This is a genomic window from Agathobacter sp. LCP21S3_B2 (genome assembly GCF_052118705.1).
Lineage (GTDB): Bacteria > Bacillota > Clostridia > Lachnospirales > Lachnospiraceae > Roseburia.
Genome location: NZ_JBQKGQ010000018.1, coordinates 44,643 through 63,136 on the forward strand (window position 1 = coordinate 44,643; position 18,494 = coordinate 63,136).

At 40.7% G+C, this 18,494-nt stretch carries 18 protein-coding genes and 1 pseudogene; 14 read left to right on the forward strand and 5 right to left on the reverse strand.

The window, feature by feature from the left end:
* Positions 1 to 25 precede the first annotated feature (25 nt).
* From ACTQ1L_RS12355 to aguB, 4 genes are all read left to right on the forward strand, one after another.
* Entirely contained in the window at positions 26 to 1,321 is a 1,296-nt protein-coding gene (locus ACTQ1L_RS12355; protein WP_015515819.1) for a saccharopine dehydrogenase family protein, read from the forward strand.
* 13 nt (positions 1,322 to 1,334) lie between these two features.
* Entirely contained in the window at positions 1,335 to 2,486 is a 1,152-nt protein-coding gene (gene nspC, locus ACTQ1L_RS12360) for a carboxynorspermidine decarboxylase (RefSeq protein ID WP_441367456.1), read from the forward strand.
* Positions 2,458 to 3,588: an agmatine deiminase gene (gene aguA / locus ACTQ1L_RS12365; RefSeq protein WP_441367457.1), complete on the forward strand. Its 1,131-nt coding sequence runs from the start codon at positions 2,458 to 2,460 to the stop codon at positions 3,586 to 3,588. Before nspC ends, aguA begins: the two co-directional genes overlap by 29 nt.
* 85 nt (positions 3,589 to 3,673) lie before the next feature.
* Positions 3,674 to 4,546, forward strand: coding sequence for an N-carbamoylputrescine amidase (gene aguB / locus ACTQ1L_RS12370; protein WP_441367477.1), 873 nt, complete (start codon positions 3,674 to 3,676; stop codon positions 4,544 to 4,546).
* Between the two features lie 75 nt (positions 4,547 to 4,621).
* Here aguB and ACTQ1L_RS12375 read toward each other — a convergent pair.
* Positions 4,622 to 4,858 (reverse strand): annotated as a pseudogene (locus tag ACTQ1L_RS12375) (hydroxylamine reductase); the annotation flags it as partial.
* Positions 4,859 to 4,997: 139 nt separating this feature from the next.
* Positions 4,998 to 6,296 carry an MATE family efflux transporter gene (locus ACTQ1L_RS12380; RefSeq protein WP_441367459.1) on the reverse strand — a complete coding sequence of 433 codons (1,299 nt, stop codon included), beginning with the start codon at positions 6,294 to 6,296 and terminating at the stop codon, positions 4,998 to 5,000.
* 162 nt (positions 6,297 to 6,458) lie between these two features.
* Between ACTQ1L_RS12380 and ACTQ1L_RS12385 the strand changes: the two genes are divergently transcribed.
* The 9 genes from ACTQ1L_RS12385 (at position 6,459) to ACTQ1L_RS12425 (ending at position 14,454) form a co-directional block, all read left to right on the forward strand.
* Positions 6,459 to 6,866, forward strand: a complete 408-nt coding sequence (locus ACTQ1L_RS12385) for a hypothetical protein (protein ID WP_441367461.1) — start codon at positions 6,459 to 6,461, stop codon at positions 6,864 to 6,866.
* 212 nt (positions 6,867 to 7,078) lie between these two features.
* Positions 7,079 to 8,533, forward strand: coding sequence for a GH25 family lysozyme (locus tag ACTQ1L_RS12390; RefSeq protein ID WP_441367463.1), 1,455 nt, complete (start codon positions 7,079 to 7,081; stop codon positions 8,531 to 8,533).
* A 252-nt stretch (positions 8,534 to 8,785) separates the two neighbouring features.
* Entirely contained in the window at positions 8,786 to 9,388 is a 603-nt protein-coding gene (locus ACTQ1L_RS12395; RefSeq protein WP_441367465.1) for an LPXTG cell wall anchor domain-containing protein, read from the forward strand.
* Positions 9,389 to 9,468: 80 nt separating this feature from the next.
* Entirely contained in the window at positions 9,469 to 10,473 is a 1,005-nt protein-coding gene (locus tag ACTQ1L_RS12400; RefSeq protein ID WP_441367467.1) for an LCP family protein, read from the forward strand.
* Between the two features lie 35 nt (positions 10,474 to 10,508).
* Entirely contained in the window at positions 10,509 to 11,276 is a 768-nt protein-coding gene (srtB, locus tag ACTQ1L_RS12405) for a class B sortase (protein ID WP_441367468.1), read from the forward strand.
* Between the two features lie 64 nt (positions 11,277 to 11,340).
* Complete coding sequence (locus ACTQ1L_RS12410) at positions 11,341 to 12,066, forward strand: CpsB/CapC family capsule biosynthesis tyrosine phosphatase (protein ID WP_441367469.1); 726 nt, start codon at positions 11,341 to 11,343, stop codon at positions 12,064 to 12,066.
* Between the two features lie 13 nt (positions 12,067 to 12,079).
* Positions 12,080 to 12,784, forward strand: coding sequence for a hypothetical protein (locus ACTQ1L_RS12415; protein ID WP_441367471.1), 705 nt, complete (start codon positions 12,080 to 12,082; stop codon positions 12,782 to 12,784).
* A 38-nt stretch (positions 12,785 to 12,822) separates the two neighbouring features.
* Complete coding sequence (locus ACTQ1L_RS12420) at positions 12,823 to 13,548, forward strand: YveK family protein (protein WP_321111984.1); 726 nt, start codon at positions 12,823 to 12,825, stop codon at positions 13,546 to 13,548.
* 30 nt (positions 13,549 to 13,578) lie between these two features.
* A complete protein-coding gene (locus ACTQ1L_RS12425; protein WP_441367472.1) occupies positions 13,579 to 14,454 on the forward strand; it encodes a polysaccharide biosynthesis tyrosine autokinase in 876 nt (291 codons plus the stop codon).
* A gap of 325 nt (positions 14,455 to 14,779) precedes the next feature.
* Here the strand turns inward: ACTQ1L_RS12425 and ACTQ1L_RS12430 are convergent, their stop codons facing one another.
* Complete coding sequence (locus ACTQ1L_RS12430; RefSeq protein ID WP_321111987.1) at positions 14,780 to 15,898, reverse strand: tyrosine-type recombinase/integrase; 1,119 nt, start codon at positions 15,896 to 15,898, stop codon at positions 14,780 to 14,782.
* 400 nt (positions 15,899 to 16,298) lie between these two features.
* Here ACTQ1L_RS12430 and ACTQ1L_RS12435 point away from each other — a divergent pair, with 400 nt between their 5' ends.
* The gene (locus ACTQ1L_RS12435; protein WP_321111989.1) at positions 16,299 to 16,433 is read left to right on the forward strand and encodes a hypothetical protein; all 135 of its coding nucleotides are present in this window, start codon (positions 16,299 to 16,301) and stop codon (positions 16,431 to 16,433) included.
* Between the two features lie 70 nt (positions 16,434 to 16,503).
* On the opposite strand, the gene ACTQ1L_RS12440 is transcribed toward ACTQ1L_RS12435, so the two are convergent.
* A complete protein-coding gene (locus ACTQ1L_RS12440; RefSeq protein WP_308656268.1) occupies positions 16,504 to 16,695 on the reverse strand; it encodes a hypothetical protein in 192 nt (63 codons plus the stop codon).
* Positions 16,696 to 16,810: 115 nt separating this feature from the next.
* Positions 16,811 to 18,292: a polyphosphate:AMP phosphotransferase gene (gene pap / locus ACTQ1L_RS12445; protein WP_441367475.1), complete on the reverse strand. Its 1,482-nt coding sequence runs from the start codon at positions 18,290 to 18,292 to the stop codon at positions 16,811 to 16,813.
* Between the last annotated feature and the right edge of the window lie 202 nt (positions 18,293 to 18,494).

The following is an 18,494-nucleotide window of genomic DNA, read 5'->3' on the forward strand; positions in this document are numbered from 1 at the left end:
CCAAAGCGAATCAGGAGGGACATAAATGAGCAGATTACTTATTATCGGATGTGGTGGAGTTGCGCAGGTGGCAATCAGAAAATGCTGCCAGAACAGCGAGGTATTTACCGAGATTATGATTGCAAGCAGAACCAAGTCAAAATGTGACGATTTAAAGGCAAAGCTTGAGGGAAAGACAAGCACAAAAATTGAGACTGCAAAGGTTGATGCCGACAATGTGGAGGAATTAAAAGAGCTGATTAATGCATACAAGCCGGATGCGGTTTTAAATGTTGCGCTTCCGTATCAGGATCTTACAATCATGGATGCATGTCTTGCGTGTGGTGTTGACTACATCGATACTGCCAACTATGAGTGTGAGGATACTGAGGATCCAAAGTGGAGAGCAATCTACGAAAAGCGCTGCAAGGAGCTTGGATTTACGGCATATTTCGATTATTCATGGCAGTGGGCATATCAGGAGAAATTTAAGGAGGCAGGGCTTACAGCTATTCTTGGAAGCGGATTTGACCCGGGTGTGACCTCTGTTTATTCTGCATATGCGCTTAAGCATTATTTTGATGAAATACATACAATAGACATTCTCGACTGCAATGGCGGTGACCACGGATACCCATTTGCGACAAACTTTAATCCTGAGATAAATCTGCGTGAGGTTTCTGCGAACGGCTCATACTGGACAGACGGCCACTGGGTAGAGACAAAGCCTATGGAGTGGAGAGCGCAGTACAATTTTGACCAGGTCGGAGAAAAGGATATGTATCTGCTTCACCACGAGGAGATTGAGTCACTGGCCAAAAACATTCCGGGAATAAAGAGAATCAGATTCTTCATGACCTTTGGACAGAGCTATCTCACACACATGAAGTGTCTTGAGAATGTCGGCATGCTAAGGACAGACCCGATTATGGTGGATGGAAAGGAAATAGTGCCAATACAGGTACTTAAGGAGCTGCTTCCTGACCCTGCATCCCTGGGACCTCGTACAGTCGGAAAGACAAATATCGGATGTATTTTTACAGGTGTCAAGGACGGAAAGGAAAAGTCAATCTACATCTACAATGTATGCGACCATCAGGAGTGCTACAAGGAGGTTGAGTCGCAGGCGATTTCTTATACCACAGGTGTGCCGGCAATGATTGGTGCCATGATGGTAGTAAAGGGACTTTGGAAGAAGCCGGGAGTGTTCAACCTTGAGGAGATGGATCCGGATCCATACATGGAGGCTCTTAATAAGTTCGGACTGCCTTGGCAGGTAGTGGAGAATCCGGTTCCTGTGGATTGCTACAAGACTGAGGATGAGTCAGTACATATGGATTAGTCCGGAGGCCGGTATGAAGATAAATGAATTAAGAACTCCCTGTTATGTGATAGACGAGGGAAAATTAACTGAAAATCTTTTGATATTAAACGGTGTCATGCAAAGGACAGGTGCAAGGATTCTTCTTGCACAGAAGGCATTCAGCGCATTTTATGAATATCCTCTTATCGGCAGATATCTAAGCGGGACAACTGCAAGCGGGCTTTTTGAGGCCCGCCTTGCACATGAAGAAATGGGAAAGGAAAACCATGTATTCTGTCCCGCTTTTTTGCCGCAGGAGATGGATCAGCTGGTAGAAATATGTGACCATATTGTATTTAATTCCGTATCGCAGTATCTGCTTCACAGGGATAAAATAGAAAAGGCTGATAAAAAAATAAGTGTCGGGCTCAGAATAAACCCTGAGTGCTCCACACAGGAGGGGCATGAGATATATGACCCATGTGCGCCGGGCTCAAGGCTTGGGATAACGAGAGAGGCACTCGATAAGGCTATTAAAAACGGGCTTGATTTATCACGTATTGAGGGCTTTCATTTTCATACGCTCTGTGAACAGGATTCGGATGCGCTCGAAACGACTCTTGCAGTGGTAGAGGAGAAATTTGGAGATTTACTGTATGGGCTAAAGTGGCTCAATATGGGAGGCGGACACCACATCACAAGGGCAGACTATGACATTGAGAGGCTTGAAAAATGCATTATGCATATGCGTGACAAATACGACCTGGAAATTTATCTGGAGCCGGGAGAGGCGGTTGCGCTTGATGCAGGATATCTGGAGACAACGGTGCTTGATATAGTTGAAAACAATGGCATAAAGATACTCATTCTGGATACCTCCGCAGCCTGCCATATGCCGGACGTGCTTGAGATGCCGTACCGTCCGCCGCTTATGGACAGTGGCAAGCCGGGTGAGAAGAAGTATACCTACAGATTGTCCTCATGTACCTGTCTGGCAGGTGATGTGATAGGGGATTATTCATTTGACAGAGAGATAAAAACCGGCGACAGGCTGTGCTTTTGCGATATGGCAATCTACTCGATGGTCAAAAATAATACCTTTAACGGCATGCCGCTTCCGGACATTGCAGTAATGGATGAAAATAACGATTGTAAGGTTATCAGGAGATTCGAATATGAAGATTTTAAATGCAGGCTGTCCTAGAGCAGACGGCTTTTATATGCCGGCAGAGTATGCTCCCCACAAGGGTACCATCATCATCTGGCCAAAGCGCCCGGGATCATGGATTTACGGTGCCAGGCGGGCAAGAGAGGCTTTTGCGGAGGTGATATGTGCAATAGCAGAGTCTGAGCAGGCATATGTGCTCGCTGAGGAAGATGTGATAGACAATGCAAGGTCTGTTGTGGAAGCTGTCAGAAAGCAGAAAAATTATCAGGAAAATTTCCCGGTGAAATATATACAAATGGAGTCAGATGATGCCTGGGCCAGAGATGTGGGGCCGACCTTCGTGAAAAATGAGGATGGTGCTGTCAGAGGAATCGACTGGTGTTTTAATGCCTGGGGCGGCAAGGTAGACGGACTGTACGCAGACTGGACAAAGGATGACAGAGTAGCGGCTTTATTTTGCAACAAAGCCGGATACGACATGTATGATGCGCATCCGTTTGTCTTAGAGGGTGGAGCCATCCACACAGACGGAGAGAAAACTGTGATAGTGACGGAAAGCTGTCTGCTCAGCAAGGGCAGAAATCCGGAATTATCGAAGTCTGAAATAGAACAGAAATTAAAGGATTATCTCGGTGCCGAAAAAATTATCTGGATTCCTTATGGAATATACAATGATGAAACCAACGAGCATGTCGACAACGTATGTGCATTTACAAGCCCGGGGCATGTGGTGCTTGCGTGGACTGATGACATGGACGACCCACAGTATCAGATGTCCTCAGCGGACCTTGAAATATTGGAAAATGAAACTGATGCTAGAGGACGGAAAATTGAGGTTCACAAGGTTTACATTCCAAAGAATCCGGTGTGTATCACAGAATATGAGCTTTCGGGCTTCACCTTTGAGGAGGGTGAGGATGAGCGCGAGGCAGGAGAACGCTTAGCGGCAAGCTATGTGAATTTTTACATCACAAACGGCGGTGTGCTCATTCCTCAGTTTGGTGATGTGATGGATGAGCCTGCGCTTAAGGCAATCGGAAGCCTTTTTGAGGGAAGAAAAGTGTATCCGATATATGCGCGTGACATAATTGTCGGCGGGGGAAATATACACTGTATCACACAGCAGATACCACAGTAATTTAATTGGTTGTAATCGTTCCAGCTTACATTGGAGACTTGGGAAAAGCCCATTGTGAGACGACAGGATGAGAAAGGTGAATAGTATGAGAGAGGTTACAATTGCTGCAATCCAGATGAGCTGCAGCCGTGACGTAAAAGAAAATATTGAAAAAGCAGCAAAGCTTATAAGGGCTGCAGCAGAGACCGGAGCACAGATAATACTTCCTTCGGAGCTTTTTGAGAGACAGTATTTCTGTCAGGAGAGGCGGTACGATTATTATGACTATGCAAAGCCGCTTTCTGAAAATGATGCGGTGCAGAGCATGAAGGCACTTGCAAAGGAGCTTGGCGTAGTGATTCCTGTGAGCTTTTATGAGGCGGGAGAGGGCAGACAGCTCTTCAACTCAGTGGCGGTGATAGATGCCGACGGAGAGGTGCTTGGAATATACCGAAAGACACATATCCCGGATGATCATTATTATCAGGAGAAGTTTTACTTCACACCGGGAAATACAGGCTTTAAAGCTTTTAAGACAAGATATGCAACAATTGGAGTCGGTATATGCTGGGATCAGTGGTTCCCGGAAACGGCAAGAGGCATGGCTTTAAAGGGCGCGGAGATACTTTTTTACCCTACAGCCATAGGCAGCGAGCCGATATTGGAATGTGACAGCATGCCGCACTGGAGACGGTGCATGACCGGGCATGCAGCCTGCAATCTGATGCCGGTTGTGGCAGCAAACAGGATAGGCACAGAGGAGGTTGTACCGTGTGCAGAAAACGGAAACCAGAGCTCTGCACTAACATTTTATGGTTCTTCGTTTATCACAGATGCGACCGGAGAGGTTGTTGAGCAGATGGACAGAGTATCGGAGGGCTTCATACTCCACAGTTTTGATCTGGATGAGCTGGAGAGTGAGAGAAAGAGCTGGGGGCTGTTCAGGGACAGGCGGCCGGAGATGTATGGGGAGAATTAGCTTAGATTACCCTAATGATTGCAAATTAATTTATAGTTCCCTATTAGTGTATTAGAACATCGGAAAAAATACATATTATTGTTTCAACAGCACTTTGATGTCTTCCTCCGGTGTGGTAATAGGTGCAATCCCATAGTTTTCTATCAGAAAGTTCAGAATGTTAGGAGAAAGGAACGCCGGTAGAGAAGGACCGAGACGGATATTTTTTATACCAAGATATAACAGTGTTAAGAGGATGCAGACTGCTTTCTGTTCATACCAGGAGAGTACAAAGGAAAGCGGAAGCTCGTTTACTGAACATCCAAATGCATTCGGCCGTTTGTTCACATTGAAAACAAAACATCTTTTTTTCCTCCATTAGTAGTTCTTTTATGTTTCTGACAGAATAGTAGCGTTATAAAAACAACTTGTATGTTTGATTTCCAACATAAAGAATACTTTTGAAAAAAATTTATCTATTACAATTAGAATAGTTTTTTCTTAATCCCTTAACAATAATAAACATAGTCACAAATTCAGCCGCCGGAAAAGCAAGCCACACACCTGTCATGCCAAAGGCGGCTGAAAGTGCGAATGCGAAAATGCTTATAGCGATAAAACCACGCATGATAGATGCCGCGAATGCATATTTTACGGACTCAACGGCGCTTAGGATAGCAGAACCTACTATATTGATTCCGGCAAAAATAAAGCCTGTAAAGTAAAGGCGCAGTCCGCTCTCGGCATACGAAGCAAGCCTGGCATCGTGCTCGCTGTTGAAAACAGATGTCACAAAAGGTGCAAAGGTGCATATGTACAAAATGAGCAGTGCAGCAATTAAGAGAGATGAAACGACAGCCATCCTGAGTATCGAGCCTACATTTTTTCTAAGTCCTCTGCCGTAATAGTCGCTGATAAGAGGCTGTGAACCCTGTGCTATTCCGTTGAACAAAGCTACAGCGACCAGTGATGTATTGGCAACCACACCGTATGCTGCCACGCCGATATTTCCTGCAAGCCTCAGGATAATCATATTGAAGACAATAGTTATGACACCTGATGATATCTCAGCAACAAAGGAAGAAACACCAACCTGGCAGGAGTAAAAGAGTCTCTTGACAGATGGAACCGCCGGCTTAAGCTTTACGGAGCATTTGTCTGAGCAGAAGTGAATACAGCATATCAGGATGCCTATAATCGGTGAAATAGCGGTAGCTAAAGCGGCTCCCTCCATACCAAGCCCAAGCGGGAACATGAGTATGTAATCAAAAACAATATTAAAAAGGCTGCTGAAAAGTGTTGCGCACATGGCAATGGATGGTGCGCCATCATTTCTTACGAAAGCGTTGCACACATAGTTGCACATGAAAAACGGTGTAAAAAGCATGAAAATACGTGTATAGTTTTTACCGGTATTTATAATTGCCGAATCTCCGCCGAGCAGCCCTACGAGCCTGTCCGGGATGAAAATACCAATCAATATGAATATAACGCTTATTATAATACACCACAGCAGGGCATGAAAAAAGTAGCTCTCGCTGGATGTATCGCCCTTATTTTTCTCTACGACATATCTGATAGCGGAGCCGACTCCGATCATTGCGCCTATGGCAAAAATCAAATTGTATACAGGCAGCACCAGATTGAGCGCGGTGATACCGTTTGAGCCGACCGCCTTTGATATAAAGAAGGTATCGGCAAGTATATATAATGACATACCCACCATGCCGAGTATGTTTTGTGAGACATATTTTACAAATAATTTTTTCATAATAGCTATATTGTAAATGCATCTGTCATTTAAATCAATGATATTTTTTTGCTGGCCGGGATGAAAAAGTTCAAAATGAGACATTTTGACTATTGAAATATTTTTCCAATACATTATAATGAACACGTTGAAAAAAATTGGGATTACTAAAGGAGGATAATTATGGAAAACAATAAGCTTTCAACAGGTTTAACCGTATGGTTATGGATTATTTTCGTGGTGGATATTCTTTCAACAATTGGCGGGATTGTCGTTGCACTGGGTGCTTCAGTTGTAGGAGCTACTTTAGGATTAGGTTCGATATATGTCGTACTGAGTTTCATTAGCGTTATACTACAGATTATCATAACTGTTTCTATCGGTATTTTGCTTTTCGCACACAAAAAGATTGGTTTGGTGCTTATTTTTGCAATTGCAGCCCTGGGATTCATCGTAAATATGGTTACATATGCTATTGCAGCACAGCTTAGTGCCGTTAATATTGTCAAAGCAATTATTTCAGCCATTCTTATGCCGGCTATTACATATTTACTTGCAAAGAATGACATTGCAAATGGCACAATAGCTTAGAGCAATAAAAAATAAGATGAAAATTGAATAATGTTTTTTTAATCCGCTATACGATAGGTGAGTATAGCGGATTTTTTAATATTTTCTCTGAAAAAAAGACTCTTAAAAATGGACAAGTATTTGAAAATTAGTATATTATATGATATATTTTGTTGCATGAAAACAGATTGCCTGTACATGGTGACATATATAAATAATGAAGAGGAAAAGCTATGAACGATAAAAGAAAGATAATAGCAATATTTATAATTGTTGCTATAGTAGCTGCACTGGCTGCAGTTGCCACATTTTTTGTGATTAAATCAGCAAAAAACGAGGCTAAAGGCTCGTCACAGATGACGGAAACAGCCACAGAGGATAGTTCAGACAAGGACGACCCGCAGCATACAGGAGACAATGCCGGCTCAATGAGTGTGACATCTGATGATGGAGCTTCTGCGGATGAGACACAGATACTGTCTGCAAGCTCTGTTGCGGAAAACAGTAACCTGACCTTCGGAATTGATGTATCTAAATATCAGGGCACTATAAAGTGGGACAAGGTTGCCGCAGGCGGAATTGATTTTGCAATGATACGTGTGGGCTACAGAACCCAGAAAACAGGCGAGATGTGTGTTGATACAAATGCAAGATATAACATGCAGGAGGCACAGAAAAATGGCATAAAGGTCGGAGTATATTTCTTTTCATCAGCAGTAAATGAAACAGAAGCCATTGAGGAGGCAGATTGGGTAGCAGACTACATCTCAAAATATCAGATTACATATCCGGTGGCATTTGACTGCGAGGGCTTCACTGACTCAGCCAGCAGACAGTATGGCATGTCATCAGAGGCCCGCACCAAAGTAGCGGAGGCTTTTTTGCAGGAAATATATAATAAAGGATATACACCTATGTTTTACGCTGCAATGAATGAGTTGTCGGCAAACAGCCAGTGGGATACTAAAACACTTGAGAGCAGGTACAAAATCTGGGTGTCACAATATCCGGATACAGCTTACCCGGAAACACCACAGTCATCTTATGAGGGCACACATGCCATGTGGCAGTATACCAATAAGGGAAAGGTGTCAGGAATTGATAAGCCGGTAGATTTGAATGTGGCATACTTTGGGTTTGATGAAACAGAGTCTGCAAAAAATGGTGATGCGGCTGACAATGCAACATCTGATCCGGAAGCAATTATGAAGTTTTCGGATGTAAATGAGACAGTAACTGCCAAGGAGAGCGTCAACCTGAGGGATATTCCTAGTCAGGGCAATGACAGCACAATTAAGGCAACGCTCAATAACGGTGATACGGCAGCAAGAACAGGGGTCAGTGACAGTGGATGGTCTCGTATCGAATATAATGGACAGACGTATTATGCCATTTCAAGCTACCTCACAACAGATATGAACTATGTAGTTCCCGGACAGGACGGAAGTGGCAGCGGAGACGGACTGAAGACAAAATTCAAGGATTGTAATGATACTGTCACTGCAAAGATAGAGGTTAATCTGCGTGCACTTCCAAGTGTCACAAATCCGGATGCTACAGTTATCGCAACTATAAAAAATGGGGAAACAGTCACCAGAACCGGAATCAATGAGGAGTTTGGCTGGTCACGCGTGGAATATAATGGACAGACACTTTACTGTGTGACAAGCTATCTGAGTGTGCAGTGATATGTTTTTATCCGCGAAAATAAAAATGTGCAGCCATTGATCAAATAACGAAAATAAACTAAAATTATGCGGTATTTTTAATTGGTCTTATAGGAGCTTGACAGCGCGGTGTCAAGCTTGCGTCTGAACAGTAACAAATTTTACAGATTCAGGCATAAATTATATAACACGATTGACATGAGGGGATAGTAGTGCTATTCTACTATTGATGTAATTTTCATAATAGTATTAGATTGTAAAGGAGGAAACATTATGAGAAAATTGGTTACATTCATGCTTGCTGCTGTAACTGCTTTATCTATGACATGCACAGTTTTTGCAGCACCAAGTCCAACATCTATTGGAGCTGTTAGTACAACAGGCTCTACAGCTACAGACGGTAAAGGCAAGGCTATCACAGCTACCATTGCAGAAACAACTCAGAAGCCAGATACAGCTGTAGTTGCAGATACTAAGCTTGATAACGCTACAATTATTGGCTCTGTAGACATTTCTTTACCAGCAGGCACAACATGGCCTGCAAAAGTAACTGTTAAAGTTGCTGGTGTTACAGCTAATACAAAATTAGTTGTATTACATTATGTTAATGGCAAATGGCAAACAGAGGAATCTACATGCGGAGACGGAACAGTTACAATCTCTGGTTTAATGAGCTGCTCTCCATTTGCTTTTGTAGCAGATAAGACAACAGTTACTACTACAACAAATGGTACTTCAAATGGTACTTCAACTGGTGCTGCAAATGGAACAGCTTCACCAAAGACTGGTGAGACAGCTGCTATGCCAATGGTAGCATTAATTGGTGTACTTGCAATGGCTGGTGTTGTATTAGTTTCTAAGAAAAGCAGAGCATAATCGTATAAGATTATAGCAGCAAAAAGGGGGAAGCTTTCCCCCCTTTTTTAAGTAATGGATATAAACGGATATGGGTGAATATGAGGAAAAAGAACGGAAAAGCTGCGGTAATCGGAGTACTTGCAGTTGTTGCAATCGTATTAATAGGAATCGTTTTGCTTTTGGTAATGCAGGAAAAAAAGAAATCTACAGTAGTAAGACAGAATAATAAAGCAGCAAGCGGCACAGAGGTGGAGGCTTCTTCTACAGATTATTCTGAAATTGTATATAATGGAGAGAAGTATACATATAATACCGACTTGAAAACAATCCTTTTCCTTGGTATTGATAAGAATCAGGATGATGTGGATCCGGAATTTACAGGAACTGCAGGAAGATCAGATTGTATGATTCTGTTTCTTGTGAATACCAAAGATAAAAAGGCTCAGATGATTTCGATTCCACGCGAGAGTATGACGGACGTTGAGATTTATTCTGTAGACGATCAGTATCTGGGAATGGTGAATGAACAGATTGCATTACAATATTCTTATGGAGATGGTGGGAAAAACAGTTGCTGGCTGGCAAAGAAGACCGTTTCCAAAATGTTAAAAAACATTCCGATTGATGCCTATATGTCAATGGAATTGGATGGAATTGCTGCGGTTACGGATGAGATTGGTGGTTTGACGCTTACGGTTCCGGAAGATTATACGAGTATTGACCCAAGCTTTAAAAAGGGAGAAACTTTGAACTTAAAGGGAGAACTTGCTGAAAAATATGTACGTAAGAGGGATATTAATGAGTTTGCCAGCAATGAAGGGCGTATGGAGAGACAGAACCAGTTTATACGTGCGCTTGTTCCACAGATGAAGGATAGATTTTCATCTGATATCCAGTCGCTGTTGGATGCGACAAAGGGTTATATTACAACAGATATGAATGTAGATGAGATGAAGATGCTTATGACATGTTCACTTGCGGATGAGACGCTTACGATTCCGGGAGAACGCATTTCTACCGGAGATAATTCACCGGAGGAATATCATTTGGATGAAGATGCTCTGATGAAAATGATTGTTGAACAGTGTTATACTAAACAATAGATAGGTATGATATAAAGAGATTCAGAGAGAGAATTATGAAGAAGAAAACAAGTACAATTATTATAGCTGTTCTTGCTTGTATCATTGCAATATGTCTGGTAATTATTGTAAGACATGTATGGATACAGAAGAACAATAACAAGGTTTATGACAATCTGCAGTCTGAGGTTCATAACACGACAGAGCAGATTCGTGATACAGTTGCAATAGAGGATACACAAGAGCCGATTTCCGTCGACTTTAATGTATTATGGGATACGAACCCTGATATTTATGCATGGATCGAGATTCCGAATACAAAGGTGGCATATCCGGTTCTCCAGAAAGATGGAGATGATGATTATTATCTTGATGTTACAGTAGAAGGAAACAGCGGACTTCCTGGATCAATCTACTCACAGGCTTCCAAAAACAGTAAAGATTTCCAGGATTTTAATACAATTCTTTATGGACATAACATGAAGGATGGCTCAATTTTTGGAACATTGAAGAACTACAGAGATGTATCTTATTGGGAAGAACATCCGGAAATTATAATTTATACACCAAATCAGAAATTTACTTATCGTATTTTTGCAGCGGTTGTGTATGGGGATGAGTTAATCCCGAATAAATATGATTTTGAGACAATAAAAGGCAGACAAGCATTTCTGGATTCGATTTATAGTAATTCAGATAGCAGAAGCATAGTTGACAGTGAAATTGAAGTGAATACGGACAGTAAGCTTCTGACACTAAGTACATGTATAGGAAATGAATCAAATAATCGCTATCTTGTAATCGGCGTTTTAGAAAATAAATAAAGTTCGGTTGCAATTTTAGATGTTTCATTGTACGCATGAATAGATTTTACAGTAAGGAGATAACATGCCGGGTTATTTTGATGTGCATAGCCATTATATGCCAAAAGTGGATGATGGTTCATCTTCCGCAGATATGACAATTAAGATGCTCCGGATGGCCCGTGATGAGGGAATCCGAAGTATTATATTGACACCTCACTACAGGGAACCGTATTTCACAACTGTTAGGGAGCAGATAGATAAAGGATTTGAAGAAGTGAAAGCTCTTGCACAGAGGGTAGATCCAAAGCTTCGCATATATCTGGGAAATGAGATTCATTACAATCGGAATATTTTGGAATGGTTGCAAAGTGGTAAAGTTCATACAATGGCAGATACGTCATATGCTTTGATTGAATTTTCACTGGGAGATGAATATGATTTACTGCATGCATGTTTGAGAACGCTGATTGCAGCAGGTTATCGTCCGATTATTGCACATGTCGAGAGGCGCAGTGCATTATTTGGAAAGCCGGATAGAATAGAAGAACTTATCAATCTTGGTGCATATATTCAGGTGAATGCCGGAACATTTACAGGTGAATGTGGATTTCAGGCAAAGCGATTTGTACATAAGCTTGTGAAGCAGGATTTGATTGATTTTGTTGGATCTGATGCGCACAACATTACAGATCGCAGACCGCATATGAAAAAATGTGCGGAATATTTGGAAAAAGTACATGGTTCAAAATATATGAAACGAATATTATATGATAATCCAAAACGTATGGTTAGAGATGAGGAACTATAAAGGAGAATAACGTATGGAAAAGAAATATGGATTTCTGATAGGGCTGCTTGCCGCACTTGCTGTGGTTGTATGTTTTTATATAGGAGTCGTAAAGGATGAGCATGGTCCCGAGATTACATTTGGCTCAGAATTACCGGTATATAAGGGCGATACAGCAGATCCAGAGCTTTTATCGAATGTAATGGCTGTAGATAGCCGAGATGGAGATGTGACAGATACGGTGTATGTGGACTGTGTACGTATTTCGCAGGATGGAACGAGGGCAAAGGTGACGTATGTTGCAGTGGATAAGAGCAATAATGTGACAAGAGCCTCTCAGAATTTGTCCTGTGAAGGAGCAGCACAGCAGAATACGGAAACACAAAGCAGTTCAGCTGATGAAAGTGGAAATGACGCGACACAGGCAGCGAATGATAATGCAAATGAATCTACGGACAATCCGGTCGCAGATAGTACAGAGCCGGAGAATCCAGAGGCACCTGTGATTAAGCTGAATACAGATACGGTTACTCTTGGCGTAAAAGATAAATTTTCCTATATCGATTATGTAGAATCTATAACAGATAATAAAGATGATTCGGCATATTTGAGCAGGAGACTTCATTTGGATGGAGATTATCGGACAAAAGCAGCTGGAACCTATGAGATTGTATACTCGGTAAATGATTCAGATGGCAATGCGTCCAATGAAGCAAAACTTACATTGATACGGCAGTAGCTCGGATATGACAATTAGAAAAGATAAGGAGAACAGTAATGAACGAACAAATCAAAGATGAAGAAATCGAAATTGATCTTATGGAATTATTCCATGTCCTTCTTAAGAATGTGTGGGTTTTAATTATTTGTCTGGTTTTAGGTGCAGCAGTGGCATTTGGAGGAACAAAGCTTTTTATTACACCACAGTATGAGGCTACTTCAATGATCTATATTTTGTCGAAGAGTACAAGTATTTCTTCATACCTTGACGTACAGCTCGGTCAGCAGCTGACTGTCGATTTTGAGACACTTGCAACAACAAGGACGGTTGTGGAGACTGTAATTAATGAGCTTGAACTTGATACTACATATGAACAATTAGTTGGAGATATTACCGTGGAAAATCCATCCGGAACACAGATATTAAAGATTAATGTTAAGAATCCGGATCCTATTCTGGCAAAGGATATTTCCAATGCAATGTCTGAGGCTACAGCTAATCGTATTGCAGAAGTTATGAGGACTGATAAGCCGACAGTTGCAGATGTGTCAGTTACACCGGATCATCCGGTAAGTCCAAGCACAAAGAAAAATGCAGCAATTGGTGGTTTGTTGGGCATGTTTGTTGCAGCAGCATATCTTATAATCCGCGTTTTATTGGATGATACGATTGTAGATAAAGATGATGTTACCAAGTATCTTGGTCTTACTACACTTGCAGCAATTCCACTTAATCAGCAGGAATCATCAGGAAAGCGTAGTCACAGAAAGAAAGTCAGTTAGAAAATACAGAAGGAAAGGGTCATACTTGGAATGAGTAATCAGGAATATGATTTAAATGAAAATGGAATCATCATTAAGAACAGAGAGTTGTCTTATGAGGTAAATGAAGAGATGAAGGTACTGCGAACAAATATTCAGTTCAGCGGACCGGATACCAAGGTTATCGTAATGACAAGCTGTATTGGTGGTGAAGGAAAAAGTACAACCTCAATGAATCTTGCAATTGCTCTTGCGGATCTAAATAAAAAAGTTGTTTTGATTGATGCAGATTTAAGGAAATCAGTTATGGCAACAAATGTGAAGGGTGGCTCACACAGGAAAGGGCTTGTTCATTTTCTTGCAGGACAAGCTTCGATTACAGAGGTTCTGCTTCCTACAAATGTTAAAGGTTTGAATGTGATTCTTGCTGGAAATGTTATTCCTCCTAATCCGGCCGAACTACTATCTAATCCGCTTTTGGAAATGACACTTAAGGTTATGCGGGATAATTATGACTATATTATCATTGATGCACCACCACTTGGTATGGTTGTAGATGCAGCAATTCTTGCGAGAGTTGCAGACGGTGCGGCTATTGTGATGCAATCGGGAGAGATTAAATATCGTTATGCACAGTCTGTTAAGGAGCAGCTTGAAAGCAGCGGGTGTAAAATACTTGGAGTTGTGCTGAATAAGGTAGATTACAAGAAACAGGGAAGATATTACGGTAAGTATTATGGCAAGTATTATGGAAAATACTATGGACACTATTATGGACATGAAGAGGGTAAGCATTCTGATAGTTCAAGAAATTCCCAATCGGCGGTAAATGAAAATAAAACGAAGAAAGCGGGGGCTAAGCCGGCTCCTTCTTCCCAAACAGCTACGTCAAAGCCGGATGTAAAATCTAAAATAGTAAATAAATGATTGTAAAATGATTAAACTAAAATCCGCTATACTTAAAGCAAAGTATAGCGGATTTTTTGAGAAATCAATTCTGTTGAGGTAAAATTGAGATTGACATTGTATTGTATGAGTATAAAATACAAGGAATCAGGTGATGTACAATGAAAAGGCATAAAATATATAAAATTATTTTGGCTATATATGATAAAACCCGTAAATGTCAATGAAATGGTTTTGAGGAGCCTAATACAGTTACATGTAGTAATGACAGTTCGGCTGCAACAACTGGTGAATACCGGTTGCTGCAGCCTTTTTTGTGTGTATGAAAACATAAAACATCTTAATTTCAGCCGTCTTTTTTTCTGTCCAAAAGAGTTCTGTTGTCTTTCTTTTTTTGCTCATCATCTTTTACGTATCTCATGGTGGTATTGACACTTGAATGTCCCAGGAGACTTTTGGTGTATACAAGATCATGGCTCTTCTCGTAGACATTGGTTGCGCAGGTGGATCTTAAGGAATGCACATGCATTCCTTTGACTTCAGGGACTGCGATTTCAGCGTATTTTTTTACCATTCTTTCAACGCTTCGTACAGAAAGCCTGGTTCCTCTATTACGTCCCTTGGTTGATATAAAAAGAGCAGGTTCATTATCATCAGTAATTCCCAGAGTTTCTTTTAAATTTGTTCGTTCATCAAGCCAGTCTAAAAGCACTCGTTCTGTTGTGTTATCGAAGTAAACTATATCCTCATTTCCTCGTTTTCGTATGACCTTAAAGCTGCGATTGTTCCAATTTATATCTTTGACATCGAGCGAAACAAGCTCAGAGATACGAATACCTGTATGCAGTGCGAGAGTGTAGATGGCAAGGTCTCTTGCAGATGTAATAAGTCTTGACTCCTCCTGCTTTGCAGATATAAATTCGGAGCCGTTCATAATGGTATCAGATATTCTGTCAATCTGATTGTCGTTCAGAGAGATAGGAATTGTTTTATTAACTGTAGCCTGACGGATTTTAAGGACCGGAGCGGTATCAATCATGTCATTTTCAAGGAAATATGTAAAAAGAGAGCGCAGAGCACTGAGATAATTGTTTCTCGTTGCCGGCTTTGACTCGGTTATATATTTACCGGTTTCAATGCTTGATTTGATTTCTTCCTTTGAAACAGCCCCGAACTTTGAAATATGAGCTAAAAATTCTTCAAAATCAGCCTTTTTTAAAAGTTCTAAATCAGAAACTTTAAATTCGTTTATTTTGGTGTAATGCTTGCAAAAAAAAGAATTGTATTCAAGCAACCATTGCAGGAAAAAATGTATTCTCTGCAGGTATGCAAGCTGTGTCAATGGTTTATTGTAACCGGAAATGGAAACAATGTAGCCGTGACAGAAATCTGGTAGAATAGCTTCAAGTTCAAGTATCTTAACTGTAGTTTCAGCATTTTTTTGTTCTTTGTATTCTCGCGCCATAGAAGTTCCTTTTTGTTTATTTGTGTATTGTTAGTTGTATGATTTACTAGATTATTGATATTGAGGTATATTTAATCCATATACCCCTGTGGGGTTTATTATAACACATGTTAGTCGCATAATCAACATTATGCGACTAAGTAAATATAATAAAAAACTACTACCGGTTCCGTTTTACTGTGCTGTTGCAAATATGCTAAGCCTTATTGTAAGTATTGCAATGTAGAAAAAATCACAAAGGATTCCAATAAGCTTGAAAGCCATATTCGTGAAATTGACACTGCAATGCAGTAGGTTGAATCATCTAACCAGCAGCTTGTAGAAAATATGGAAAAGGTTTCTGACATCGTTGTAAACCATGACCTCATGTATCAGTGATTCTGATGTGGTAAGTAGGAAGATGCTTAGTAAATACGATGAAAGTGCAACAAATATAAATAATATCGAATCTATTATCCAGACTCTCATGCATGAGCTCGGAGTTGGTGGATTCATGGGACTTGATGATATCCGCCCCGGAATGAAAAAGCTATGAGAGCCTTTAACCTGGTCCTCATAGCTTTTTAGAATGTATTTTTTAAATTATTGTTCAGAATCAATATCATTTATTTGAAATCTACGTTTTCGAATTCACCTACATCAGTTTTAATGATAATTGTCCTTTCTATATCCGGATTCATCTTAAAATCATATTCTTTTCCATTGATAATAGATTTCGTATATCCGCTATTTGTAATGTCTCTTTCCAATGTAATCATTGTACTGTCTTTTTGCCTATATAAAGCTTCAACCCTCATAATCACACTACCTTTCGTCATATTTAAAAGTATTATATCACTTTGGTCATATATCTTCAATTGTTTATGCAGGGTATTATATTAAATAAATGATAAAAATTGGAAAAAGCTGTATCTAATTGTTAACGGAATTAATACGTTTTTCAATTTCTTCAATAACAATTTTCAAAGCCTTAATTCTTGCGTACTTCTTATCATTTGATTCAAGCACATGCCATGGAGCGTATGTGGTGTTGGTCTTTTTAAGCATTTCATTGACTGCAATCTCATACAAATCCCATTTTTCACGATTTCTCCAATCCTCATCTGTAATCTTCCACTGCTTTTCAGGCGTGTTCTGACGGTCATTGAAGCGTGCAAGCTGGGTATCCTTGTCAATCTGAACCCAGAATTTTATTACTACCGCACCCCAGTCGGATAGCTCCTTTTCAAATTCATTAATCTCATTGTATGCTCTCTGCCATTCATTCTCATTGCAAAAGCCCTCAAGACGCTCAACCATCACCCTGCCATACCAGGTTCTGTCAAAAATAGCTATGTGGCCTGTCTTTGGCAGACGATTCCAGAATCTCCATAAATAGTGTCTTGCCTTCTCATGAGGCTCCGGACTTGCAATTGGATGAACCTCAAAGCCTCTTGGGTCGAGTGCTTCGGTAATTCTCTTTATATTACCGCCCTTTCCTGCGGCATCCCAGCCCTCATATGCGATGATTACGGGAATCTTCAACCGGTATATCTTGTTGTGCAGCTCACTCAGCTTTGACTGAAGCTTTTTAAGCTCCTTTTTGTATTCTTCCTCTGTCAGCTCCTTATCAAGGGAAATCTCGCCAAGCTTTGGGATTTTCTTCAAAGGAAATACATTTTGTAACAGTGGAACAGCCAGATTACTGTTTTTTAATGCAGTCTCTATTCCACTGACTAAGGTTTCAAGTACCTGAAGCTCTGCCCATTTTCTGCTCTTGGCATCTATGATATACCATGGATCTGCCGGGGCATTTGTATCATTTAAATATCTGTCAAACACATGCAGACATTTGTCATAATGCTTATTCTGCCAATTGTCATTGTCACTTACACGCCATTTGGTATTTTTGTCCTCTTTCAGTATATCAATACGTTTTTTCTGCTCCTTCTGACTAATCTGAAAAAAGAACTTCATAACAAGATAACCGTTGTCTGTAAGCTGTCGTTCAAACCGCTTCACACTCTCTATCTTTTTCTTGTATTCTTTTTCATCCATATCCTTGTGAAGACAATCGTTTACAATCTCGTCCATCCAGCCAGAGTCAAGAAACTCAAACTTGCCCTTCTCCGGAATTTTGACAAAATGTCTGTACAAAAACGGCTTACGCTTTTCCTCCTCCGTTGGCTCATCCATAGTCGCAACCTTGAAGAAACGCGGATCAATATTTTTGATTACTTTGCCGAGCACACTGCCCTTTCCGGCGGTTCCCCATCCCTCAAACAGTACCAGCACCGGTAAGCCGTGCTCCTTGATCTGCATCGCTAAGGATGACAGCTTTGCGCGCGCTGTATGCAGCCGTTCCTCAAGCTCATCATCCTCAGGTATTTGTGGTTTATTCCAGTTTTCTAACATATAATTACCTCCCAATTACTGTTAATATGAATTGCTACACTATACTTAGTATACCATTCATCAGGGTTAATTACTATATGTATAAAACTAATGGCTCAATCACAAAACTTATGGGATTTAGGATTCCTCACATAATCAACTCTGCTCATATCAATGAGTTTTAAAAAGAAATACTCATCGTCAGGATATCCATACCCCTGCC

What these genes read in the sequence shown, in the direction of transcription:
- ACTQ1L_RS12355 (WP_015515819.1), top strand. Translation starts at nt 26, where the DNA reads ATGAGCAGATTACTTATTATCGGATGTGGTGGAGTTGCGCAGGTGGCA.
- nspC (WP_441367456.1), top strand. Translation starts at nt 1,335, where the DNA reads ATGAAGATAAATGAATTAAGAACTCCCTGTTATGTGATAGACGAGGGA.
- aguA (WP_441367457.1), top strand. Translation starts at nt 2,458, where the DNA reads ATGAAGATTTTAAATGCAGGCTGTCCTAGAGCAGACGGCTTTTATATG.
- aguB (WP_441367477.1), top strand. Translation starts at nt 3,674, where the DNA reads ATGAGAGAGGTTACAATTGCTGCAATCCAGATGAGCTGCAGCCGTGAC.
- ACTQ1L_RS12380 (WP_441367459.1), bottom strand. Translation starts at nt 6,296, where the DNA reads ATGAAAAAATTATTTGTAAAATATGTCTCACAAAACATACTCGGCATG.
- ACTQ1L_RS12385 (WP_441367461.1), top strand. Translation starts at nt 6,459, where the DNA reads ATGGAAAACAATAAGCTTTCAACAGGTTTAACCGTATGGTTATGGATT.
- ACTQ1L_RS12390 (WP_441367463.1), top strand. Translation starts at nt 7,079, where the DNA reads ATGAACGATAAAAGAAAGATAATAGCAATATTTATAATTGTTGCTATA.
- ACTQ1L_RS12395 (WP_441367465.1), top strand. Translation starts at nt 8,786, where the DNA reads ATGAGAAAATTGGTTACATTCATGCTTGCTGCTGTAACTGCTTTATCT.
- ACTQ1L_RS12400 (WP_441367467.1), top strand. Translation starts at nt 9,469, where the DNA reads ATGAGGAAAAAGAACGGAAAAGCTGCGGTAATCGGAGTACTTGCAGTT.
- srtB (WP_441367468.1), top strand. Translation starts at nt 10,509, where the DNA reads ATGAAGAAGAAAACAAGTACAATTATTATAGCTGTTCTTGCTTGTATC.
- ACTQ1L_RS12410 (WP_441367469.1), top strand. Translation starts at nt 11,341, where the DNA reads ATGCCGGGTTATTTTGATGTGCATAGCCATTATATGCCAAAAGTGGAT.
- ACTQ1L_RS12415 (WP_441367471.1), top strand. Translation starts at nt 12,080, where the DNA reads ATGGAAAAGAAATATGGATTTCTGATAGGGCTGCTTGCCGCACTTGCT.
- ACTQ1L_RS12420 (WP_321111984.1), top strand. Translation starts at nt 12,823, where the DNA reads ATGAACGAACAAATCAAAGATGAAGAAATCGAAATTGATCTTATGGAA.
- ACTQ1L_RS12425 (WP_441367472.1), top strand. Translation starts at nt 13,579, where the DNA reads ATGAGTAATCAGGAATATGATTTAAATGAAAATGGAATCATCATTAAG.
- ACTQ1L_RS12430 (WP_321111987.1), bottom strand. Translation starts at nt 15,898, where the DNA reads ATGGCGCGAGAATACAAAGAACAAAAAAATGCTGAAACTACAGTTAAG.
- ACTQ1L_RS12435 (WP_321111989.1), top strand. Translation starts at nt 16,299, where the DNA reads ATGCTTAGTAAATACGATGAAAGTGCAACAAATATAAATAATATCGAA.
- ACTQ1L_RS12440 (WP_308656268.1), bottom strand. Translation starts at nt 16,695, where the DNA reads ATGAGGGTTGAAGCTTTATATAGGCAAAAAGACAGTACAATGATTACA.
- pap (WP_441367475.1), bottom strand. Translation starts at nt 18,292, where the DNA reads ATGTTAGAAAACTGGAATAAACCACAAATACCTGAGGATGATGAGCTT.